The following is a 17,135-nucleotide window of genomic DNA, read 5'->3' as shown; positions in this document are numbered from 1 at the left end:
GGGGAATTACGTTGAAGAAATGGGAAGTATTAAACTCGGAGAACGTCTATCAATCACCATTTGGTAATTTACGGAGAGATACGTGCCAAATGCCGGACGGAACGATCATTCAAGATTATTATGTGAACGAATATGCAGATTGGGTAAATGCAATCGTCCTAACGAAGGAAAATGACATCATTCTCGTCGAGCAATACCGTCATCCTGGTGGAGATATATTCTTGGAAATCCCTGCAGGCAAAGTTGAAGAAGGGGAAACGTATGCGGAAGGAATTGTACGTGAGTTGCGCGAAGAGACAGGATATGTTTCTATGCAACAACCTATTCTATTAGGGGAATTCCTGGTGAATCCAGCGACGCAGACGAATAAAGTAATCACCTTTTTAATCAAAGATGCTTACTATGCGTTTGAGCAAGACTTGGATGAAACGGAAGTAATAGATGTAAAAAGGTATCCTTTTGAAAGTGTTGAAAAGATGATTCGAGAGAGACAAATTACGCAATTGTTTTCGGTAAGCGCATACTATCTAGCTAAGAATTATATAGAAATGAACAAAGGTACTCAACAGGAGGAAAAAGTCTATTGAGTCAACAGCATGTACTAGTTATCGGTGGGACTGGAATGTTAGCTGGCGTAAGCCGCTATTTAGCGAAAGAAGGATGCATCGTTTCAGTTATTGGCAGGACTATTTTAAAATTAGACCAGCTAATAGAGGATTGTCCACCTCATTCAATCTATCCTATTCAAGCGGATTACAATACGAATGAAATTTTCACAAAAGTAATAGATGCCATAAAGAATCGGGGACCCTTTAGTGTAATCGTCAGTTGGACGCCGAATTATCAAACACTTGAAAGGATTTGTGAATTGAATGAACAGGAAAATACCTTTCGACTAATCCATGTTAAAGGGAGCAGAAGGTATTTTGATGATGAAGAAATACGCATTCCACTTAATTGTAATTATGAAAAGGTATTTTTAGGATTCGTGATGGAAGCCGGAAACACCAGATGGCTGACGCATGAAGAAATAGCTGATGGTGTTATCCAACAAATGTTAGCACCAATTGAAGATCGGATTGTTGGTCAATTACATCCTTATAGTCAACGGCCAAGCTAGAAAGGTGGAAAATGCTTGCTGAAACGAAAATATGGAAGCCGGTATGATTGGAAGCGTATTGCGAAAAAAAGATATACAGAATCGTATAAGACCTCTCCACAATTTACAGGGTATATTAGTTTATTTACAATGTGCGAAGTGGTTGAACCTCTCAACATGACTTACAAAGAGAGGACTGTTTGTATTGCGGATAAGGGATACAGTTGGTTGCAACATTTCCCTGAAGGTAAGCGCTATTCTGTAACGACTGTCTTTAATGCTGAAAATCAAATCGTTCAATGGTATATCGATATTTGTAAACAAAATGGTTATTGTAGTGTGAACGGTCCCTGGATGGATGACTTATATTTAGATTTAATTGTCTTGCCAACAGGTGAAATAATAGAGAAAGATCAAGAAGAACTAGACGCAGCGTTAAATGCTCGAATTATTTCCAAACAAGATTACTTGCAAGCTTGGACTGACTTTAGTGAATTAAAAACGATGATTATAGATGATCAATTCCCCCTTCTTGAAATGACCACAACGCATTTTGATGAGCTTTCTATGGGAATTGTGGATGGACAAGAGATTCCCTACTTGCCAATGAAAGAAGGGTAACTATTCGGCAGAAGAAGTAAAGGAAGTGTATTGAATGAATAACGTTAAAAGAGCACTTCAATACCGTGATGAAGGAAAATTGCAGGAATCCAATGAATTGCTTCTTAAACTAGTAGTAAATGATCCGAATAACGCGGAATTGAATTACCAATGCGCTTGGAGTTTTGATGTGCTCGGTGAGGAAGCGAAAGCCGTACCTTATTATGAGAAAGCACTTGAAATTGGATTGAATGATTCGGATACGTTAGGTGCAACCATTGGACTTGGCAGTACATACCGAACGCTTGGCCAATATAAAAAATCGAAGTTAGTTTTCGAAAAGGGAATTGACCGCTTTCCTCACAACAATGCATTGAAAACATTCTACTCAATGACGTTGTACAATTTAGGCGAGAACAAAAAAGCAATGGAAATTCTTCTTACTTGTATCGTGGAGACTACAAATGACACAGATATAGCACTTTATAAGAGAGCTATTGGTTTCTACGCGGACAAACTGGATAAGACGTGGTAATGAAATTATAGGCATACTAATTGCCAAAAAGGACTGATTCGCTTGAATGAAAGATTTACTATTCTTGAAAGTGAAAGAGAGAAAGTATTAAAAAATTACTTTAAACAAGGCGTTGATGGACCGCTCGATATATTTCCAAGTAAAGACAAACGGAAATTTATAATTGCGCAAGAACTAATTAAACGGTTTCAAGTCGGGAAGGAGTATCAAGAAGTAGAGATAAATCGCATCTTGAAAGAGGTATATCCTGACTTTGCGACCATCAGACGCTACTTCATTGATTATGAATTCATGAAGCGGAGTGATGATGGGAAGGTGTATTGGATTGAAAGCGAATAAAATCAAGACGCTGAATGAGGAGAATTTACTGTTTATTGAAAAGGTCTTTGCAAAACATTCCGATTTATATAGTGCCTTAATTGCGAGTGCCAATTCTCCACGTAACTGTGGATTGTTTGAATTTTCATCAGGGAATCGTCGTCCACTCATTGCTTCAATACATGAAAGTGAATGGCATCCTCACTGTGTCTATACGCGTCTTGCTTATGATCTTGATGAACCTGATTTACAGTTGCTTCAATTTTGTATCGAGTTCTTGCGAGATGAATTTGATAAACCATTGTTCTTCTTACTAGATGATCGTTTCAATGCATTGGCAAGCATTCTAGTGGAATTTGGATTCCCAATGATTCGGAAAACTGAAGTTGTACATATTCAACCAGCTACACATCATAGGAATGATACCGCGCTTATAACTGTTGCGCAAATTAGTGAAAATGTCGATTGCATGAACAGTTTAGTAGAATTAAGCAAATGTACATATACAGAAACGCATGTAAGTAATCCTGTCGGCAACCATTCATTCCAATCATGGAGAGAAGTGGTTTTGGATGGATTGCTTTTGGATTATAGCTATGTTGTGCTTGAAGGGGAAAAGGTACTTGCATTCAGCTTGCTGTATGAAGGAGAGGAGAATAATTGGGAACTAGGTTGGGTAGGGGCTAATAATGATTCGAATCTATACTTATTAGATGCCATTCTTGCCCGACAACTTGCAGATGCAAAGGAAAACAAAATCGCCTTCATTGAAAAGGAAGTAGATTCAACTTGTCCTTATTCCCTTCATATTTGCAAATCGGTACCGTATGAAGTTGTTGAAACATTGTTTGCTTATGTCAACTAAACTTACAAAGGATGATAGACGATGAATATCCTCATTACACCACCTCGTAATAGGCAAGCGCTAGCAGCTTTTCTAGAAGAGATGAACACAGATCAAACAAAACACGTCGGCTATTGTGGAAATGTGAAGGAAGAGATTTACGATACGATTTCAACCGATTTTTCGGATTTGGACGTAGATCAATCCTTTGCAGTCGCTTATCAACATGATCGCATTGTTGGTGCAATCGGGCTGGATATCGACGAGGAGGACCTAAGTGCTGAAGTATGGGGTCCGTTTATTAGTGACGTAGCGGACCAGTCTAGTGTAGCTGAAGAGTTGTGGCGTAAAGTACTTGAATTTTCCGGTTTGCAACTATCAAACTTTTATTTTTTCCTCTCCAAAGAAAATCGTTTTGGACAACAGTTTGCTTTGGCACACGGAGGAGTTGAAAATGGTCACCATTCAATTCTACTTGCAAAGAAAAGTGACAAACGTGATGTAGATGGCAGTGGGATCCAGCTTTACATGCCGAAAGATTATCAAGATTTCAAGGAACTTCATGAACGTGAATTTCCGTCTACATACTTTAATGCAGAGCAAATAATTAATCGCCTAAGTGATACCCATAAATTGTTCATTGCTCGTACGAGTGACGGAAAAATGCAAGGCTATGTCTACGTGGAAGCACAACCAACACATCATGAAGGTTCGATTGAATACATTGCTATTTCCAATGACTTTCGCAAACAAGGCCTCGGTACAAAGCTACTAACCTTTGCGATGCAAGAGTTGTTTCAACATGACACCATTGAAGAAATTTCACTTTGCGTAGAAAGTGCAAACGAGCAAGCTCTGAAATTGTATCAAGCTGCAGGTTTCGAGGTGCTCCATGAGTTGATTAGTTATAAAATTAATCGTTTTAGTGGAGTTGTTTTAAGATGATCACCAATGAGTCACTCATTCAACTCATACAAGAAGACGAATGGATGTTGGATATATTAAAAAGTGCGCAGTCACTCAATCTACCGGATTGGTGGATATGCGCAGGATTTGTACGAGCAAAAGTATGGGATGTGTTACACGGATTTAGTAAAAGAACCCTCTTGCCTGATATTGATGTAATTTACTTCGATTCCACGGTGCAAAGTGTTGAACTTGAAAAAGAATATGAACAGACATTGCTTCACCTTCAACCTCATCTCCCATGGTCGGTGAAAAATCAAGCAAGAATGCATATTGTCAATAGAATTCCACCCTATGAATCATCTATAGATGCAATCTCCAAGTTTCCGGAAACTGCTACAGCGCTTGGGGTTAAACTGAATGATCATGGAAAAGTTGTCTTGGCGGCACCTCATGGTATTGAAGATGTCGTGAACTGTCAGGTGAAGCCAACACCGTACTTTACTCAAAGCGAGGAACAAATGGAGATTTACAAAGATCGAGTGATAAAGAAAAACTGGAAGGCTAGATGGAACAAGCTTGAAGTGTTTGGCATGGTAAGTAAGGAGGAATATGTCCGTGAATTTTAACGTAGATCATTCGATAGTATCGACAGTTGTTTCTGAACTTCATAAAGTTTGCATAGCTAGAAGTGTAATTCCGATTCTTTCAGGCATTAAAATTGTGGCAAGTAAAAATGGATTAAAACTAACCGGTGGCAATTCAGAGATATTCATTGAAAAGACAATCCCACTTGAGCTCAATGGTGAAAAAGTAGTTGAAGTCATTGAAGAGGGGAGTGTTGTCGTTCAGTCGAAATTCATTAATGAAATACTAAAAAAGCTGTCGGGGAACGTTCATGTTCAAGCTGACCTGAATAATGCGATACGTATTCAATCCGATGAGGTAGTCATGAAGATTCCAGGATTTTGTGCTGAAGAATACCCAAAGTTACCGGAAGTCCATGCTCAACAATCCGTTGAGTTACCACTTGGAACAATAAAAGAAGCAATTCAACAAACGATCTTTGCTGTTTCAAAAAATGATGTTAAACCTGTTCTTACAGGTGTAAGGATGGAATTTGAAAAGGGCAAACTGATTTGTATTGCGACCGATTCGAATCGAATGTCTCGCTGTGAGCTGCCAATACCATCCGAATTAAATAAAGCATTTGTTGTACCTGCTGCAAGCATGCTGGAGGTTATAAATTTGAAGGAGGCTGACGCTACGATCCTTAGCATACTTCAAGAAGGTAACTTACTTGTAATGGAAACTGAGCATACGAAACTGGTTTCGGTATTAATTGAAGGCAACTATCCAGTAACACAAGGGTTAATTCCAACAGGTTATATGTCCTCTATTACATTACATCGAAAAGCTTTACAAAATGGTGTAGATCGGGCTTGCGTTTTCTCGAGAGAGTTAAAACATAACAATGTGTTATTGAAGCTTTGTGATCGAACAACCATTAGTATTTCTTCAAGTTCTACAGAAATGGGCATGATTGAAGAACGACAGAAGGTTGTACATATGGTGGGGCTGGATTCATTCGAAATCACGCTTGATGGCAAGTATTTAGTAGAAGCGTTAAGAGGAATTAAAGAGGAGTTTGTTGAAATACAATTTAATGGTGCTATGAAGCCGATTGTTATTAAACCGGCACAAAGTAATACATATGTACAGCTCATTTCACCACGCCGAACACATTAAGAGGAGGCCGTCATGGGATACATAGAAGACTTGCGGAGCATTGTAGGACACCGACCGCTCATTTTTGTTGGATCGGTCGTAGTTGTGGTCGATAAAGTAGGGAGAATTTTATTGCAGCAAAGAAAATTTCCAGAAGGCGCTTGGGGCATTCCAGGAGGATTAATGGAACTAGGTGAATCGACGGAGGATGTTGCAAAACGTGAATTGTATGAAGAAACACGTTTACAGGTGGAGGAACTAACATTAATCAATGTCTACTCTGGACCCGAGCACTTCATAAAAGCGGCAAATGGTGATGAATTCTATGTCGTAACGACTGCCTATTATGCAGAGCATGCAAAAGGGGACGTCGTCGTTGATGAAACTGAGTCGTTCGCTTTCCATTATTTTTATCCCAATGAATTTCCTGAAGGAATTGTGAAAAGTCATCAAGCGATATTGGATGAATTTCTGTTGAAACATTATTCGTCTTTACGTGTAGTTGCTAAATGACAAAGAACATACGAGGAGAATGAAAATGAAACAATGGACAAGGGAAATTGAAATTCATGCACCGATTGAACATGTTTGGAAGTACTTGGACGGTTCTTTAGAAAATATGCAAAAAATCATGCCACAAGTGGTTTCAAATGAACCGATTTCAATTACCGAAGAGGTAGTTGGCAGTGTGTATTTGCAAAAATATCGGGAAGGTAAACGTGTCATGGAGTATGAAGTAAAAACGTTGGAGTACATAAATTCTCCTAACGAGAAAAAGATGAAAGTCGGTTTTGCGCTTGCTAATATGTTTGACATTACAGCTCGCTATCAATTAATCAAGTTGAATGAAGAGCAAACGAAATTAATTTATACAGCAACAAATGATCCGTTAAAATGGTTTGTGAAATTATTCTTGATGTTTGCAAACGATAAAGTTGTTGTAGAATTTGTCGAACGTGTAAAACGAGTAGCTGAAAGTGAAAAGTGAGGGGAAACAATCGTGAATGAAGCAGCAAAGACCTACTGGGAAAATTATTGGGGTGACAAAGAACGACCGGAAACTGTAAGTGCTTGGATGTTTGGTGATTCACCAGACGAGCTTGCACAGTTAGTCATTGAGAAGAAAAAAACAGCAACATGCTCAGCACATATTCTGTATGAATTAGAAAATGAACCACTTCCTACAACTGAGGATTACAGTGTAATTCTAAACAGTCAAGAAGAACCCGTTGCAATCATAAAAACTGTGAAAGTTGAAATCGTTCCGATGGATGAAGTGACTGAAGAATTTGCATTGGCGGAAGGTGAAGGAACCTATGAAGAATGGAAAGCCGCACACGTTCGCTTTTTCAAACAAGAATTAAAAGAAGTCCATCGGTCGTATTCGGAGGATATGCTCCTTGTCTGTGAAAGGTTTACATTGATTGACGTAAAAAAATGAGTGGAGGTATGGGTATGAGTCCAAAGTTAGAAAGAGTAGGTACGACATATATTCCGGTAAAAGATGTGGAGAAAGCAGCCCAGTGGTATGTTGAAAAACTGGATGCACAGTTAAATTATCAGGATGAAGACAAGGCAATTATGAACTTAGCCGACCAAAGTTTCTTTCTCGTAAAGTCCAAAGAAAACGAAACGGCGAACTTCTATGATGCAAGAGGTAATGAGCGTTTTTCACTTACTTTTGAAGTAGATGGTTTACAAGCGTTAGAAAGTTTACGTGAACATTTCATTGAATCTGATGTAACAGTAGGTGAGATTGAAAATAGAGGGCATGCCGGCCGCAATTTTGTCTTTCAAGACGTAGATGGCAATCAGTATGACGTGTGGAGCGAGTTAAGTGCATCATTTAAAAGTCGTCAACATTTTAATATAAATGACACTTCATTGTGAAAAAAACCGCACTTCTAAAACGGTTAGAAGTGCGGGTTTTTCCTTATGGCCATCTAACTTGTTTTTTCTTCCTTCTGTCTTGGCGTAATTCTGCAAATTCCTTTGCGATTTCCTCTTGCATATCTTTCGGTTTGATCTTTTGATTTTTAGGTGTCTGTGGCAAGGAACTTGCGTTGTTTCCTCCCGTTTTGTGCTCGTCTTTTCCCACAAGTAACAGCTCCTTTTATAAAGTAGTGTTCAATATAATATGGCTTTGGGGATCGTTTTTTATGCTTAGATGATTTGCCAGCGTATTGGTAGGATAACTAGATGTAATTCATATTGGCATCACTTTCCCATGGAATAAAATCCACATGTGCCTGCTTTCGTTTTACGATATCGTCGTTGGGGTATGCTACAAAAGAGCATACTTTTAAGGAGGTTCGGGATACATGTCACTAAGTGAAGAATTGAAAAAACTTAAAGAATTTAAGTGCGATTCACGTTGTGTGTTGAGTGTTTATTTGAACACAAACCCTGCTGACCCGGAGCAACAAAACGGTGCCTGGAGAATTCATTTGAAAAATGGATTGAAGCGGATCACCGAGTATTTGGAAGCCTCTCAAGATGAAAAGGAAATAAAAGCGTATAAAAAATTGAAAGACAAAGTGATGAAAGAAATTGAAGACAATCAAAACGACTTAAACAAAGGCGTCGTAATTTTTGCTGCTGATGACCCTGAACTGTGGTCCGTTCATTATGTTCAAGTACAAGTGAAGACGAGTTTTCATTGGGAAGACCATCCGGTCGTTGAAGAAATGGAATATATGTTAAAAGCATATCCTGAAGCGGGAATTGTATTACCAAGCTTTGGTGAAGTGCGCATCCTGGACACATCAATGGGCTTTGTAAATGGCGAGAAGTCGTATGCGTTCGATTCAGGATTAGAAGTATGGAGAGAGCAGAAAGGGTTAAATTCATCCTATCAAAGAGGAACTGGTGGCAGCCATTCCGATGATTTGGATCAGCGCTTAAAAGAAAACTTAGAACGTTTTTATAAAGAAATGGGCGAGATTGTTGAGAAGATGAGGAAAGAATTAAAATGGAAAGAGATCTATGTCGTCGGTGAGGCTGAACTTGCCAATTCTTTTGCCAGTTCATTAAAAGAAAAACCAACGAATTGTATTAACAAAAATTTAATTAATGTAGAACCAAGAAAAATTCTACATCAAGTATTTGAGAAATAAGGACACTTATAAACCGTTCCTCATATGAGGAGCGGTTTTGTCTTGGTTGCCGATAGCCGGACGGAATGAAGATTTTCGACATATCATACAGAAATGAGAAGACAAGGAGGTTGAATGAAATGGGGCTATTTATCAATAAGACACATCACCAAAATCTTCTGGCAGGCAGCCGTCCATCTGACGAATCCAATCAACAATCCTATCGGTCTGATTCCTTGTCAGAGCTTTTAAAAGAGCAGAAAAACGTACTGGAAGCGATGAAAAATCAACAACAAGCAATTGAAAAAAAGGTTGGCAAACAGCATCGCCTTCAAACAGACCGGTGGACGACGACGAGGATGCGAATAGATGAAGTGTTGGACAATCAGGAACAACAATTCCAATTCGAACAAGATGCTCTTCAAGCGATAGAGCAATTACAACGGCAAAATATAAATCTTCAAGATGTATTGCAACAAAAAAGTTCAGTACATGACGAACTCGTTCATCAAATTGAAACGTTGACTTATTCGAATGAACAACTAATGAGTCGGTTAAACAAGCTTGATGAGGACCAAGAAGTGATGTTGAGTAAGATGGACGAACAAATAGAAAAGCAAAATCAATTTGCAACAAGCCTACAAGAACAACAAACCGTTCATTCTAGAATTGTTGAGCGATTAGACAATCAAGAAGGATTGATTGATAAAATCTTGAGGCAGCTAGATTACTTTCGTTCGATATTGTACGAACGCACACATTTCATCTCTGAAAAAATTGACAACAGTATTTCGTTCCTGAGTAGTAGAAAAACAGAATCAAAATGAACGATTCTGACCAAGAAAGCTGATGAAATTCGGTATCATTCTCTCTCTACGTCAATATAGTATGTAGAAGGGGAGGGAAGGATTTGTCGACAGAAGAAAGAGAGTCTAGAGAACAAACAGAACCAAAAACAGAGTTATTACCTGCATCTGCAGAAGCAGAGAAAAAAACATCTATTGGATTGACTGAAAATGTAGGAGGGATGCTTAGTTATATTTTCATTATCGGGATTGTCTTTTTATTCATTGAGAAAGAGAACCGATTCATCCGTTTTCATGCATTGCAGTCCATCTTTCTGACAATAGCTGTCTTTTTAGCAAGTGTTGTTTTAGGATTTATTCCAATTATCGGTTGGGTTGCTAACTTGTTGTTAGGACCACTTGCTTTTGCGTTAGTGATTTTCATGATGGTGCAAGCGTTTCAAGGGAAGTTTTATAAACTGCCGTTTATTGGAGAATTAGTGGAGAAACAACTTGATAGTGTTTGATGAGAGAGCTGTCCCCGTTATGAAGGACAGCTTTTTCAATTTGTTAGTATTTACTAAAACTCGTTATAAATAATTTGCAATTGCTATTTATAATTAAGGTTTAAATTATTACACTATTCTCTAAAAAAGTGAAAAGTAGATTAAGATAATGCTATACTTAGTTGCATGTAGGAAATTACCTAAAAAAGGGGATGAAACAATGGTCGTATTTGCACAACCGACAGTGGAACAGTTTTTTAGAACGTATGCCATAACCAATTTTGCGCTGAACAGTGACGAAACGAAATTGATTTTCAATACAAACTTGAACGGAAAGATGAATTTGTGGGCAATGGATCTTCCTGGCTCGTACCCGTATTTATTTGCTCAACGAGATGAATCTTGCAATTTTATAAAATTCGGACCAGTAAATGACTATGTACTTGCTGGGTTTGATAAAGATGGCGATGAAAATTACCAAATCTATGCGATTCCATTTGAAGGTGGGCTCCCCCAACCATTAATAACGGGCGAACCGAATGAGAAATATTATTTTAGTCATTTAAGTGAAGATGGAAAGCGCGTTTATTATGTCACTTCAGAAGATAATCCATCGTACTTGAATACACATATGCGTAACTTGGAGACGGGTGTAGATACACTGATTCACATTGGAGAAGTGTCACCGACTGAGCTTGCTGCTGTGTCGGATGATGAGAAGGCATTTGTTTATTCCCAAGCGTTTGCGAATACGTATGTCGTCAGTTTTGTGAAACTCGGTGAAGATACATTTCATTTAACGCCTGATCCTCAACAAGTACATGTTGCGTATGACGCAGTTTTTACAGACAATGACACGATTCATTTTGTGACTGATTATGAAAGTGATCACAAGTATATCGCGAAATTTGAGTTATCCTCGAAGACCTTTACAAAAGTGCTTGAAGTAGAAGGGGAATGCATTCAAACTATCAAGTGGAGTAAAGAGAAAAACGACCTGTATTTCCTGACAACAAAAGGCGTGGCGGATAAGCTCTATCGTTACTCGATCGGCACAGAGTCTTTCGAGGAATGTAATATTCCTGTCGATGTGATTGATCAGATTCACTATACAAAGGCCGGAAATGTCTATGTATTAGGAAGAAGTGCAACGGTGCCGCAAAATATTTATTCGTCTATCGACGGGAAAGTGTGGAGTCGTCTGACGGAAAATCGAGTACTTGGTGTGAGCGAAGAAGGTATGGTTGAACCGGATGTCGTTTCGTACAAATCATTTGACGGTATGGAAATTGAAGCATTGTTATTTAAAGCGAAGCCCGAAAATGACAATGGTTTTACAATCTTTTGGCCACATGGCGGTCCACAAGCGTCCGAGCGTAAGATGTTCCGTTCAATGTTCCAATGTTTCTTACATCGTGGCTATACAATTTTTGCGCCAAATTTCCGAGGAAGCACAGGCTATGGTTCTGCATTTACAAAGATGGTCGAACAAGATTGGGGAGAAGGTCCTCGCCTTGATTGCCTAGCAGGAATAGACTGGCTCGTTGATAACGGCATTACGGATAGTGATCGTCTTTTCCTTGTCGGTGGTAGTTATGGTGGTTACATGGCATTGCTTTTACACGGACGCCATGCAGAGCGCTTTAAAGCTGTAGTTGATATTTTTGGACCATCAGATCTATTCACGTTTGTCAATTCAGTCCCTCCGCACTGGAAGCCAATTATGGAACGGTGGTTAGGTGACCCTGAACGTGATAAAGAACGTTTCATCAAAGATTCACCTGTTACGTATTTAGACGGAATGACGAAACCAATGCTCGTTATACAAGGTGCAAAAGATCCGCGTGTCGTTAAAGAGGAATCGGATCAAATCGTTGCCAAATTACAAGAAAAAGGCAGAGATGTTGAATACCTTGTTTTGGATGATGAAGGACACGGATTCTCTAAGAAAGAAAATGAGATTAAGGTGTATTCGCTTATGCTTGATTTTTTGGAAAAGCATCAGCAATAAAAGGGAAACAGCTATTCTCCAGAGAAAGGTACTGGAGATAGCTGTTTTTCTTTACCATCAATTTTCGAATACTGACAAGCCTACTTTAATTTTTGGCATGTAATCATCGTAAATGTAAATGGTGGCTTATCTGTATGATTCTTATTTGGTTCAATTAGTGTAGTTTGCTCGATCAAACCGTAATTTTTGAATTCTTGAGTAATGGAGTCTGTGTCATAAAAGAACATCCGCAATCCTTCCATTAGTTCATAATAGTCTTCTCCGAGTTTTTTCCCTTTACCATACATCGGAGCTTCCTTTGAAATCGTGGTGAAAACCATATAACCGTTTGGCTTTAAAGAATGATAACATTCTTGTATAAGCTTTTCCCGATCTTGTTTGTTCAATAAATGAATGAGTGCATAACAAAATACCCCATCGTAAAGTTTGTCGTCAAAGGGCATTTCAGTTACGGACCCGTGGAAAATTCTGTTCGTCACGCCATGTTGTCTTGCTAATTCAATCGCTGTTTTTGAAATTTCTATCCCTGTTACATTGATGCCGTTGTCTGTAAATATCTTTGCATTTCTGCCGTAGCCAAAACCGGGAATTAATACATCCACAACATTCTTTTCAACAAAGAGATTCTTTGTTAGGATGGCGGCTTCTGATGGTTCAAATCCCCACATCAATTGGTTCTCAGTAAAGCTTGATTCCCAAAACTCTGTCATAGTTTGAACTCCTTTTATGTTTTGCACATGTTGTCTGATGAATTATAGTACGTATATCATAGTTAATACAATTACATTGTTTACGCTAGAAATATGAATCAAGCAGTACTAACGGTTTAATAACCATTGATAACCCTTCTTACTCCCAATCTTGTCGCTGTATATCTTCGGCAATTAACTGAAGATCATCCGCTGCAATCGTCAGCACCTCATAATCGCTTTTCTCTGCATAACTGACCGCCATCTTTTTCATGAACTTCGGCGAGCCATCATTTTCTTCGTCGTAAACAATTAAAATGGCATCTGAATTGCGTAATAGGAATTTATCCCGCTCGATGAATTGCCAAGGTGCTTCATAGGGGCGTTTTGTCAAACTGACTGTGTAATCCGCATGTGCGAGGATGAATTCATACGCTTGTTTTTTCGCATCGTTCCAGTTTTTCTCCTGCTCTTCGAATGGTGTGATAACAGCTAGCTGTAGTTCAGGAAAATCGTCTTGCAAGTCAATGACCGTTTCAGCTGCCCACGTTTCAACGCCAGGCTGTCCGCTAATGATGACCCATTCAAGTCCACTTTCCAGTAGGGGAATCATTCGGCTTTCCAATGCTTTCTTTATGATGGTAATCCCTTCATGTTTATCATTGAAAATGCCTAACTCATGTGCTTTGTATCCTGTTATGACAAGTCGTTTGATCATTTGCTCATTCCTTTTTACTTTGTTTAGTACGATTCCAAATGTGAAGGGTGATAGCCTTTCCAAACTACATCCAAATAATGCTGGGCATCCGTATTTCCTTCTGTACTGACGAAGAGTAATCGAGACTCATTGTTAATAGCTAACGCATCGCAAATTGCTTTACCTTCGTCAGTTGTTCGTAAGTAATACAGTAATCCCATCGGTATCGCGCCTGATTCTCCTGAAATGATACGCGGGTCGTTTCCAATCGGATTGCCTAATACCCGCATACCAAGTGCGGCTAAACCGTCTACGCAGGAAAACGATGCAGTAGCGGTCTTTTTCAATAACTCATAAGCATGTGTATTTGGTTCACCACATGACAAACCAGCCATAATTGTCGCTAGGTCGCCAGTCACATGTTCAATGTGGCCGTCATGTGTCGTCAACGAACGGAAATAGCAATCCGCTGCGGCCGGTTCAACTACTAAAATCTTTGGTGGATTAGTTGGGTAGGCATTCATCATCGTCGCAGCAATGGACGCTGCAAAAGAACCGACTCCCGCTTGTAAAATCAAATGTGTCGGAGGTTCTGGTAGCTCCTCAATCATTTCATATACAATGGTTGCATACCCTTGCATGATCCATAATGGAATTTCCTCGTAACCTTCCCAACCTGTATCTTGTACGAGTACCCAACCATTCTTTTCAGCAAGTTGAGCACACATGCGAACCGTATCATCATAATTCATATCAGTTATGTACGCTTCTGCCCCTTCAGCTTGAATGGCCTGCAACCGTTGCTGGGAAGCTCCTTTTGGTAAATAAATGACTGAACGATGACCAAGCTCTTTTGCAGTCCAGGCAACGCCCCTTCCGTGATTGCCGTCAGTTGCTGAAATGAATGTCAACTCGCCAAGTTGTTCGCGGACAGCAGTAGCCGTTAAATCTGAAAATGACAGTGTAGAAATGTCTTTATTCAATGCTTGAGCAATGTAGTTGCCCATCGCATAAATGCCTCCCATTACTTTAAATGCATTCAAGCCAAACCGATTCGATTCGTCTTTTACATGTAATTGGGCGATCCCTAAATGTTTAGCTAGATCTTGGAGTGAAACGAGTGCCGTCTTTGTGTAAGAGGGGTGCGACTGTTGGAACTGGTAAATCGAACGGATTTGTTGATCGTTAAATTGGGATAGTGCTTCATCCATAGCAAGATCTTTGGTATGGAAACGATTAAGCGTCCATTTTAAGTGTGTATTCATCTAACATCCTCCTCATCATCTATCTATGCATCTATTATACTGTAATCCCGTAAGAATGCAGTTTAATGGATTGTCGGATGATTTGCATTATAGTGATTTATCATTATGATAGAAGGTACTAGTGGTAGTTGGGAAAGGGGATTAAGGAGAATGAATAAGAGAGAACAAACTGTTTTTGTGTTAGTAGATGTACAAGGAAAACTGTCTGAGATTGTTCATGAAAGTGAGAAGATGCTAACAAATTTGCGCAAGCTCATTCAAGGCTTACAAGTACTGGACATTCCGATATTATGGCTTGAGCAATATCCGGACGGTTTAGGACCGACAAATGAAAAAATCGCCCGCCTGTTAGAAGGGACCACACCTATCCCGAAAATGACGTTCAGTGCTTTTAAAACAGATACATTTAAAGAGCAGCTACAATTACTGAACCGCAATCAAGTTCTCATTGCGGGTATCGAAACTCATATATGTGTCTATCAAACGGCAGTAGATTTACAATTAAATGGATATGACGTTCAAGTAGTAGAAGATGCTGTGTCGTCACGTACGAATGAAAACAAAGAAGTAGGATTACGAAAAATGGCGGCGTTAGGGGTACAAGTCACAAGTGTTGAAATGGCGCTCTATGAATTGATGGAGCGAGCGGATGATCCTGCATTTAAACAATTGCTCAAGATTATTAAATGATGTAAAACGGTCTGCCTAGAATCGTTGGCAGACTGTTTCATTACGTTAATTTCCTAAAAGGATGAAAGAACAAGCGTAAAAACAGAACGATGAATATGCACATGGAAATAACAAATAGTACACGAATTGGAAACCACTCCGCCCATAAACCGGCTATGAAAAGACCGAATGGTAACGTTAACTTCATGAGCATGGAGGACGTTCCTGCAACCCGACCTAATAAGTGATTTGGCGTGAATTCTTGTCGAATTGTAAAGTAGACAATATTGGACAGTGTCGTTGAGAACGTCCGGATTCCTAACGAAAGACCAATCGCCCACCACGTTTGTGCGAAAATAAGTAACCCCATAGATGCAATATCAAAAAGTAAGGAGTATGTATAGATGACACCTCTACCGAACCGTTTTCGAATGCTGCTAATCACACTTGCGCCAATGAGCCCCCCGATTGCTGAAAGAGTGAACATGAAACCGACTTGTTTTGAATCTGCACCAATTTGATCGGTAGCAAAAAAGATGAGTACACCGATGACGAGACTGGATGCAAAGTTACTAAAAAGCACGGTAATCGTTGGTGTTAACAATGTTTTATTGCTAAAAAGCTCATCGATTCCTTCTTTCATGTCTTTCCAAATGGAATTTGAAGTCTCTTTTTGTTTCACAACGGGTGGAACGTGTAAGAAATGCATACATACATGCATGATGACAAGACAAATCAAGTAAATGGTAAGTGTAGATGTATAGGAAAAAACAGCTAGCAGTATGCCAGCAATTCCTGGACCGATCATCCGAATCAATGTGTCGATAAAAGAAAGTGTTGCGTTAGCAGACGTAAGTTGCTCCTTCGTCACAATTTGCGGAAGAACTGAATGATTGGCGTTACCAAACGTATAGCCAGCCGATGATAAGACAAATCCAAATACATATAAATGCCAAAGTTCAATATGATTTGCAAGCAACAAAGCAATGATGCCGCACATCGAAAGGACTTGTATAAAACTTGTCCAAACCATCATCTTCTTTCGGTTTAGCCGATCAACGAGCGCTCCAGCGAGCATACCTAAAAAAATATTAGGGAAAAATTCGATCGCTCGCATCATACTCATTGATAATGCAGATTTGCTTAAATCGTAAATGAGTAATGGTATTGCAATGCTATACATTTGCATGCCAAAGCTCGAAAGTGTAGACCCTCCCCACAAAAACAGGAAGTTTCTGTTTCTCCATAACGGACGTTGTAAAACTGCAGCCTTCATAGTACCCCCTCCAAATTTTTCAAACGCTTATTGTAAGTGTAGAATAGTAAAAGGTGCATAAAAAGTGACCACTAGAAATTTCGTTGTTCACCTTTTAACAGTTACATGTATG

Annotated in this window: 23 protein-coding genes; 18 read left to right on the top strand and 5 right to left on the bottom strand. The window is 39.3% G+C overall.

The window, feature by feature from the left end:
* Positions 1-11: 11 nt before the first annotated feature.
* From QT711_RS02355 to QT711_RS02295, 13 genes are read left to right on the top strand one after another with little or no spacing between them, the layout of a single operon-like run.
* On the top strand, positions 12-587 hold the full coding sequence (locus tag QT711_RS02355; RefSeq protein WP_317941876.1) for an NUDIX hydrolase: 576 nt from the start codon (positions 12-14) through the stop codon (positions 585-587).
* Positions 584-1,120 carry a Rossmann-fold NAD(P)-binding domain-containing protein gene (locus tag QT711_RS02350; protein ID WP_317941875.1) on the top strand — a complete coding sequence of 179 codons (537 nt, stop codon included), beginning with the start codon at positions 584-586 and terminating at the stop codon, positions 1,118-1,120. The genes QT711_RS02355 and QT711_RS02350 overlap by 4 nt, the downstream gene beginning before the upstream one ends.
* A gap of 15 nt (positions 1,121-1,135) precedes the next feature.
* Positions 1,136-1,720, top strand: a complete 585-nt coding sequence (locus tag QT711_RS02345; RefSeq protein WP_317941874.1) for a DUF402 domain-containing protein — start codon at positions 1,136-1,138, stop codon at positions 1,718-1,720.
* A 34-nt stretch (positions 1,721-1,754) separates the two neighbouring features.
* Positions 1,755-2,234, top strand: coding sequence for a tetratricopeptide repeat protein (locus tag QT711_RS02340; protein ID WP_317941873.1), 480 nt, complete (start codon positions 1,755-1,757; stop codon positions 2,232-2,234).
* 42 nt (positions 2,235-2,276) lie between these two features.
* Positions 2,277-2,573: a DUF2087 domain-containing protein gene (locus tag QT711_RS02335; protein ID WP_317941872.1), complete on the top strand. Its 297-nt coding sequence runs from the start codon at positions 2,277-2,279 to the stop codon at positions 2,571-2,573.
* The gene (locus tag QT711_RS02330) at positions 2,560-3,417 is read left to right on the top strand and encodes a hypothetical protein (protein ID WP_317941871.1); all 858 of its coding nucleotides are present in this window, start codon (positions 2,560-2,562) and stop codon (positions 3,415-3,417) included. The genes QT711_RS02335 and QT711_RS02330 overlap by 14 nt, the downstream gene beginning before the upstream one ends.
* 21 nt (positions 3,418-3,438) lie before the next feature.
* Complete coding sequence (locus QT711_RS02325; RefSeq protein WP_317941870.1) at positions 3,439-4,341, top strand: GNAT family N-acetyltransferase; 903 nt, start codon at positions 3,439-3,441, stop codon at positions 4,339-4,341.
* The gene (locus tag QT711_RS02320; RefSeq protein ID WP_317941869.1) at positions 4,338-4,931 is read left to right on the top strand and encodes a nucleotidyltransferase family protein; all 594 of its coding nucleotides are present in this window, start codon (positions 4,338-4,340) and stop codon (positions 4,929-4,931) included. Before QT711_RS02325 ends, QT711_RS02320 begins: the two co-directional genes overlap by 4 nt.
* A complete protein-coding gene (gene dnaN / locus QT711_RS02315) occupies positions 4,921-6,051 on the top strand; it encodes a DNA polymerase III subunit beta (protein ID WP_317941868.1) in 1,131 nt (376 codons plus the stop codon). Before QT711_RS02320 ends, dnaN begins: the two co-directional genes overlap by 11 nt.
* 12 nt (positions 6,052-6,063) lie before the next feature.
* The gene (locus tag QT711_RS02310; protein WP_317941867.1) at positions 6,064-6,543 is read left to right on the top strand and encodes an NUDIX hydrolase; all 480 of its coding nucleotides are present in this window, start codon (positions 6,064-6,066) and stop codon (positions 6,541-6,543) included.
* Positions 6,544-6,568: 25 nt separating this feature from the next.
* On the top strand, positions 6,569-7,018 hold the full coding sequence (locus tag QT711_RS02305; protein WP_317941866.1) for an SRPBCC family protein: 450 nt from the start codon (positions 6,569-6,571) through the stop codon (positions 7,016-7,018).
* A gap of 12 nt (positions 7,019-7,030) precedes the next feature.
* Positions 7,031-7,471: an ASCH domain-containing protein gene (locus tag QT711_RS02300; RefSeq protein ID WP_317941865.1), complete on the top strand. Its 441-nt coding sequence runs from the start codon at positions 7,031-7,033 to the stop codon at positions 7,469-7,471.
* 14 nt (positions 7,472-7,485) lie between these two features.
* Positions 7,486-7,920: a VOC family protein gene (locus tag QT711_RS02295; RefSeq protein ID WP_317941864.1), complete on the top strand. Its 435-nt coding sequence runs from the start codon at positions 7,486-7,488 to the stop codon at positions 7,918-7,920.
* A 43-nt stretch (positions 7,921-7,963) separates the two neighbouring features.
* On the opposite strand, the gene QT711_RS02290 is transcribed toward QT711_RS02295, so the two are convergent.
* Positions 7,964-8,128 (bottom strand): hypothetical protein, encoded by a 165-nt coding sequence (locus tag QT711_RS02290; RefSeq protein ID WP_317941863.1) that lies wholly within the window; start codon positions 8,126-8,128, stop codon positions 7,964-7,966.
* Between the two features lie 223 nt (positions 8,129-8,351).
* Here QT711_RS02290 and QT711_RS02285 point away from each other — a divergent pair, with 223 nt between their 5' ends.
* From QT711_RS02285 to QT711_RS02270, 4 genes are all read left to right on the top strand, one after another.
* A complete protein-coding gene (locus QT711_RS02285; RefSeq protein WP_317941862.1) occupies positions 8,352-9,146 on the top strand; it encodes a VLRF1 family aeRF1-type release factor in 795 nt (264 codons plus the stop codon).
* A gap of 119 nt (positions 9,147-9,265) precedes the next feature.
* Positions 9,266-9,952, top strand: a complete 687-nt coding sequence (locus QT711_RS02280) for a hypothetical protein (RefSeq protein ID WP_317941861.1) — start codon at positions 9,266-9,268, stop codon at positions 9,950-9,952.
* 83 nt (positions 9,953-10,035) lie between these two features.
* On the top strand, positions 10,036-10,437 hold the full coding sequence (locus QT711_RS02275) for a DUF4870 domain-containing protein (RefSeq protein WP_317941860.1): 402 nt from the start codon (positions 10,036-10,038) through the stop codon (positions 10,435-10,437).
* Positions 10,438-10,636: 199 nt separating this feature from the next.
* Positions 10,637-12,427: a S9 family peptidase gene (locus tag QT711_RS02270; protein ID WP_317941859.1), complete on the top strand. Its 1,791-nt coding sequence runs from the start codon at positions 10,637-10,639 to the stop codon at positions 12,425-12,427.
* Between the two features lie 80 nt (positions 12,428-12,507).
* On the opposite strand, the gene QT711_RS02265 is transcribed toward QT711_RS02270, so the two are convergent.
* From QT711_RS02265 to dpaL, 3 genes are all read right to left on the bottom strand, one after another.
* Entirely contained in the window at positions 12,508-13,137 is a 630-nt protein-coding gene (locus tag QT711_RS02265) for a class I SAM-dependent methyltransferase (RefSeq protein ID WP_317941858.1), read from the bottom strand.
* A 139-nt stretch (positions 13,138-13,276) separates the two neighbouring features.
* Positions 13,277-13,834, bottom strand: coding sequence for a DUF1273 domain-containing protein (locus QT711_RS02260; RefSeq protein WP_317941857.1), 558 nt, complete (start codon positions 13,832-13,834; stop codon positions 13,277-13,279).
* 23 nt (positions 13,835-13,857) lie between these two features.
* Positions 13,858-15,078 (bottom strand): diaminopropionate ammonia-lyase, encoded by a 1,221-nt coding sequence (gene dpaL, locus QT711_RS02255; RefSeq protein ID WP_317941856.1) that lies wholly within the window; start codon positions 15,076-15,078, stop codon positions 13,858-13,860.
* 150 nt (positions 15,079-15,228) lie between these two features.
* Here dpaL and QT711_RS02250 point away from each other — a divergent pair, with 150 nt between their 5' ends.
* Positions 15,229-15,768, top strand: coding sequence for a hydrolase (locus QT711_RS02250; RefSeq protein ID WP_317941855.1), 540 nt, complete (start codon positions 15,229-15,231; stop codon positions 15,766-15,768).
* A 40-nt stretch (positions 15,769-15,808) separates the two neighbouring features.
* Here QT711_RS02250 and QT711_RS02245 read toward each other — a convergent pair whose 3' ends face one another.
* Positions 15,809-17,023 (bottom strand): MFS transporter, encoded by a 1,215-nt coding sequence (locus QT711_RS02245; RefSeq protein WP_317941854.1) that lies wholly within the window; start codon positions 17,021-17,023, stop codon positions 15,809-15,811.
* Between the last annotated feature and the right edge of the window lie 112 nt (positions 17,024-17,135).

Source organism: Sporosarcina saromensis (assembly GCF_033253735.1).
In the GTDB taxonomy this organism is placed as follows: Bacteria; Bacillota; Bacilli; order Bacillales_A; family Planococcaceae; genus Sporosarcina; species Sporosarcina saromensis.
Note: the sequence above shows the minus strand (reverse complement) of the source record. Positions and strands in the feature narration are given on the sequence as shown.

Bases quoted from the DNA above. Each gene is read 5' to 3' on its own strand.
- dpaL (WP_317941856.1), bottom strand. From the start codon at position 15,078: ATGAATACACACTTAAAATGGACGCTTAATCGTTTCCATACCAAAGAT.
- QT711_RS02270 (WP_317941859.1), top strand. From the start codon at position 10,637: ATGGTCGTATTTGCACAACCGACAGTGGAACAGTTTTTTAGAACGTAT.
- QT711_RS02280 (WP_317941861.1), top strand. From the start codon at position 9,266: ATGGGGCTATTTATCAATAAGACACATCACCAAAATCTTCTGGCAGGC.
- QT711_RS02305 (WP_317941866.1), top strand. From the start codon at position 6,569: ATGAAACAATGGACAAGGGAAATTGAAATTCATGCACCGATTGAACAT.
- QT711_RS02245 (WP_317941854.1), bottom strand. From the start codon at position 17,023: ATGAAGGCTGCAGTTTTACAACGTCCGTTATGGAGAAACAGAAACTTC.
- QT711_RS02265 (WP_317941858.1), bottom strand. From the start codon at position 13,137: ATGACAGAGTTTTGGGAATCAAGCTTTACTGAGAACCAATTGATGTGG.
- QT711_RS02260 (WP_317941857.1), bottom strand. From the start codon at position 13,834: ATGATCAAACGACTTGTCATAACAGGATACAAAGCACATGAGTTAGGC.
- QT711_RS02320 (WP_317941869.1), top strand. From the start codon at position 4,338: ATGATCACCAATGAGTCACTCATTCAACTCATACAAGAAGACGAATGG.
- QT711_RS02310 (WP_317941867.1), top strand. From the start codon at position 6,064: ATGGGATACATAGAAGACTTGCGGAGCATTGTAGGACACCGACCGCTC.
- QT711_RS02340 (WP_317941873.1), top strand. From the start codon at position 1,755: ATGAATAACGTTAAAAGAGCACTTCAATACCGTGATGAAGGAAAATTG.
- QT711_RS02325 (WP_317941870.1), top strand. From the start codon at position 3,439: ATGAATATCCTCATTACACCACCTCGTAATAGGCAAGCGCTAGCAGCT.
- QT711_RS02295 (WP_317941864.1), top strand. From the start codon at position 7,486: ATGAGTCCAAAGTTAGAAAGAGTAGGTACGACATATATTCCGGTAAAA.
- QT711_RS02250 (WP_317941855.1), top strand. From the start codon at position 15,229: ATGAATAAGAGAGAACAAACTGTTTTTGTGTTAGTAGATGTACAAGGA.
- QT711_RS02285 (WP_317941862.1), top strand. From the start codon at position 8,352: ATGTCACTAAGTGAAGAATTGAAAAAACTTAAAGAATTTAAGTGCGAT.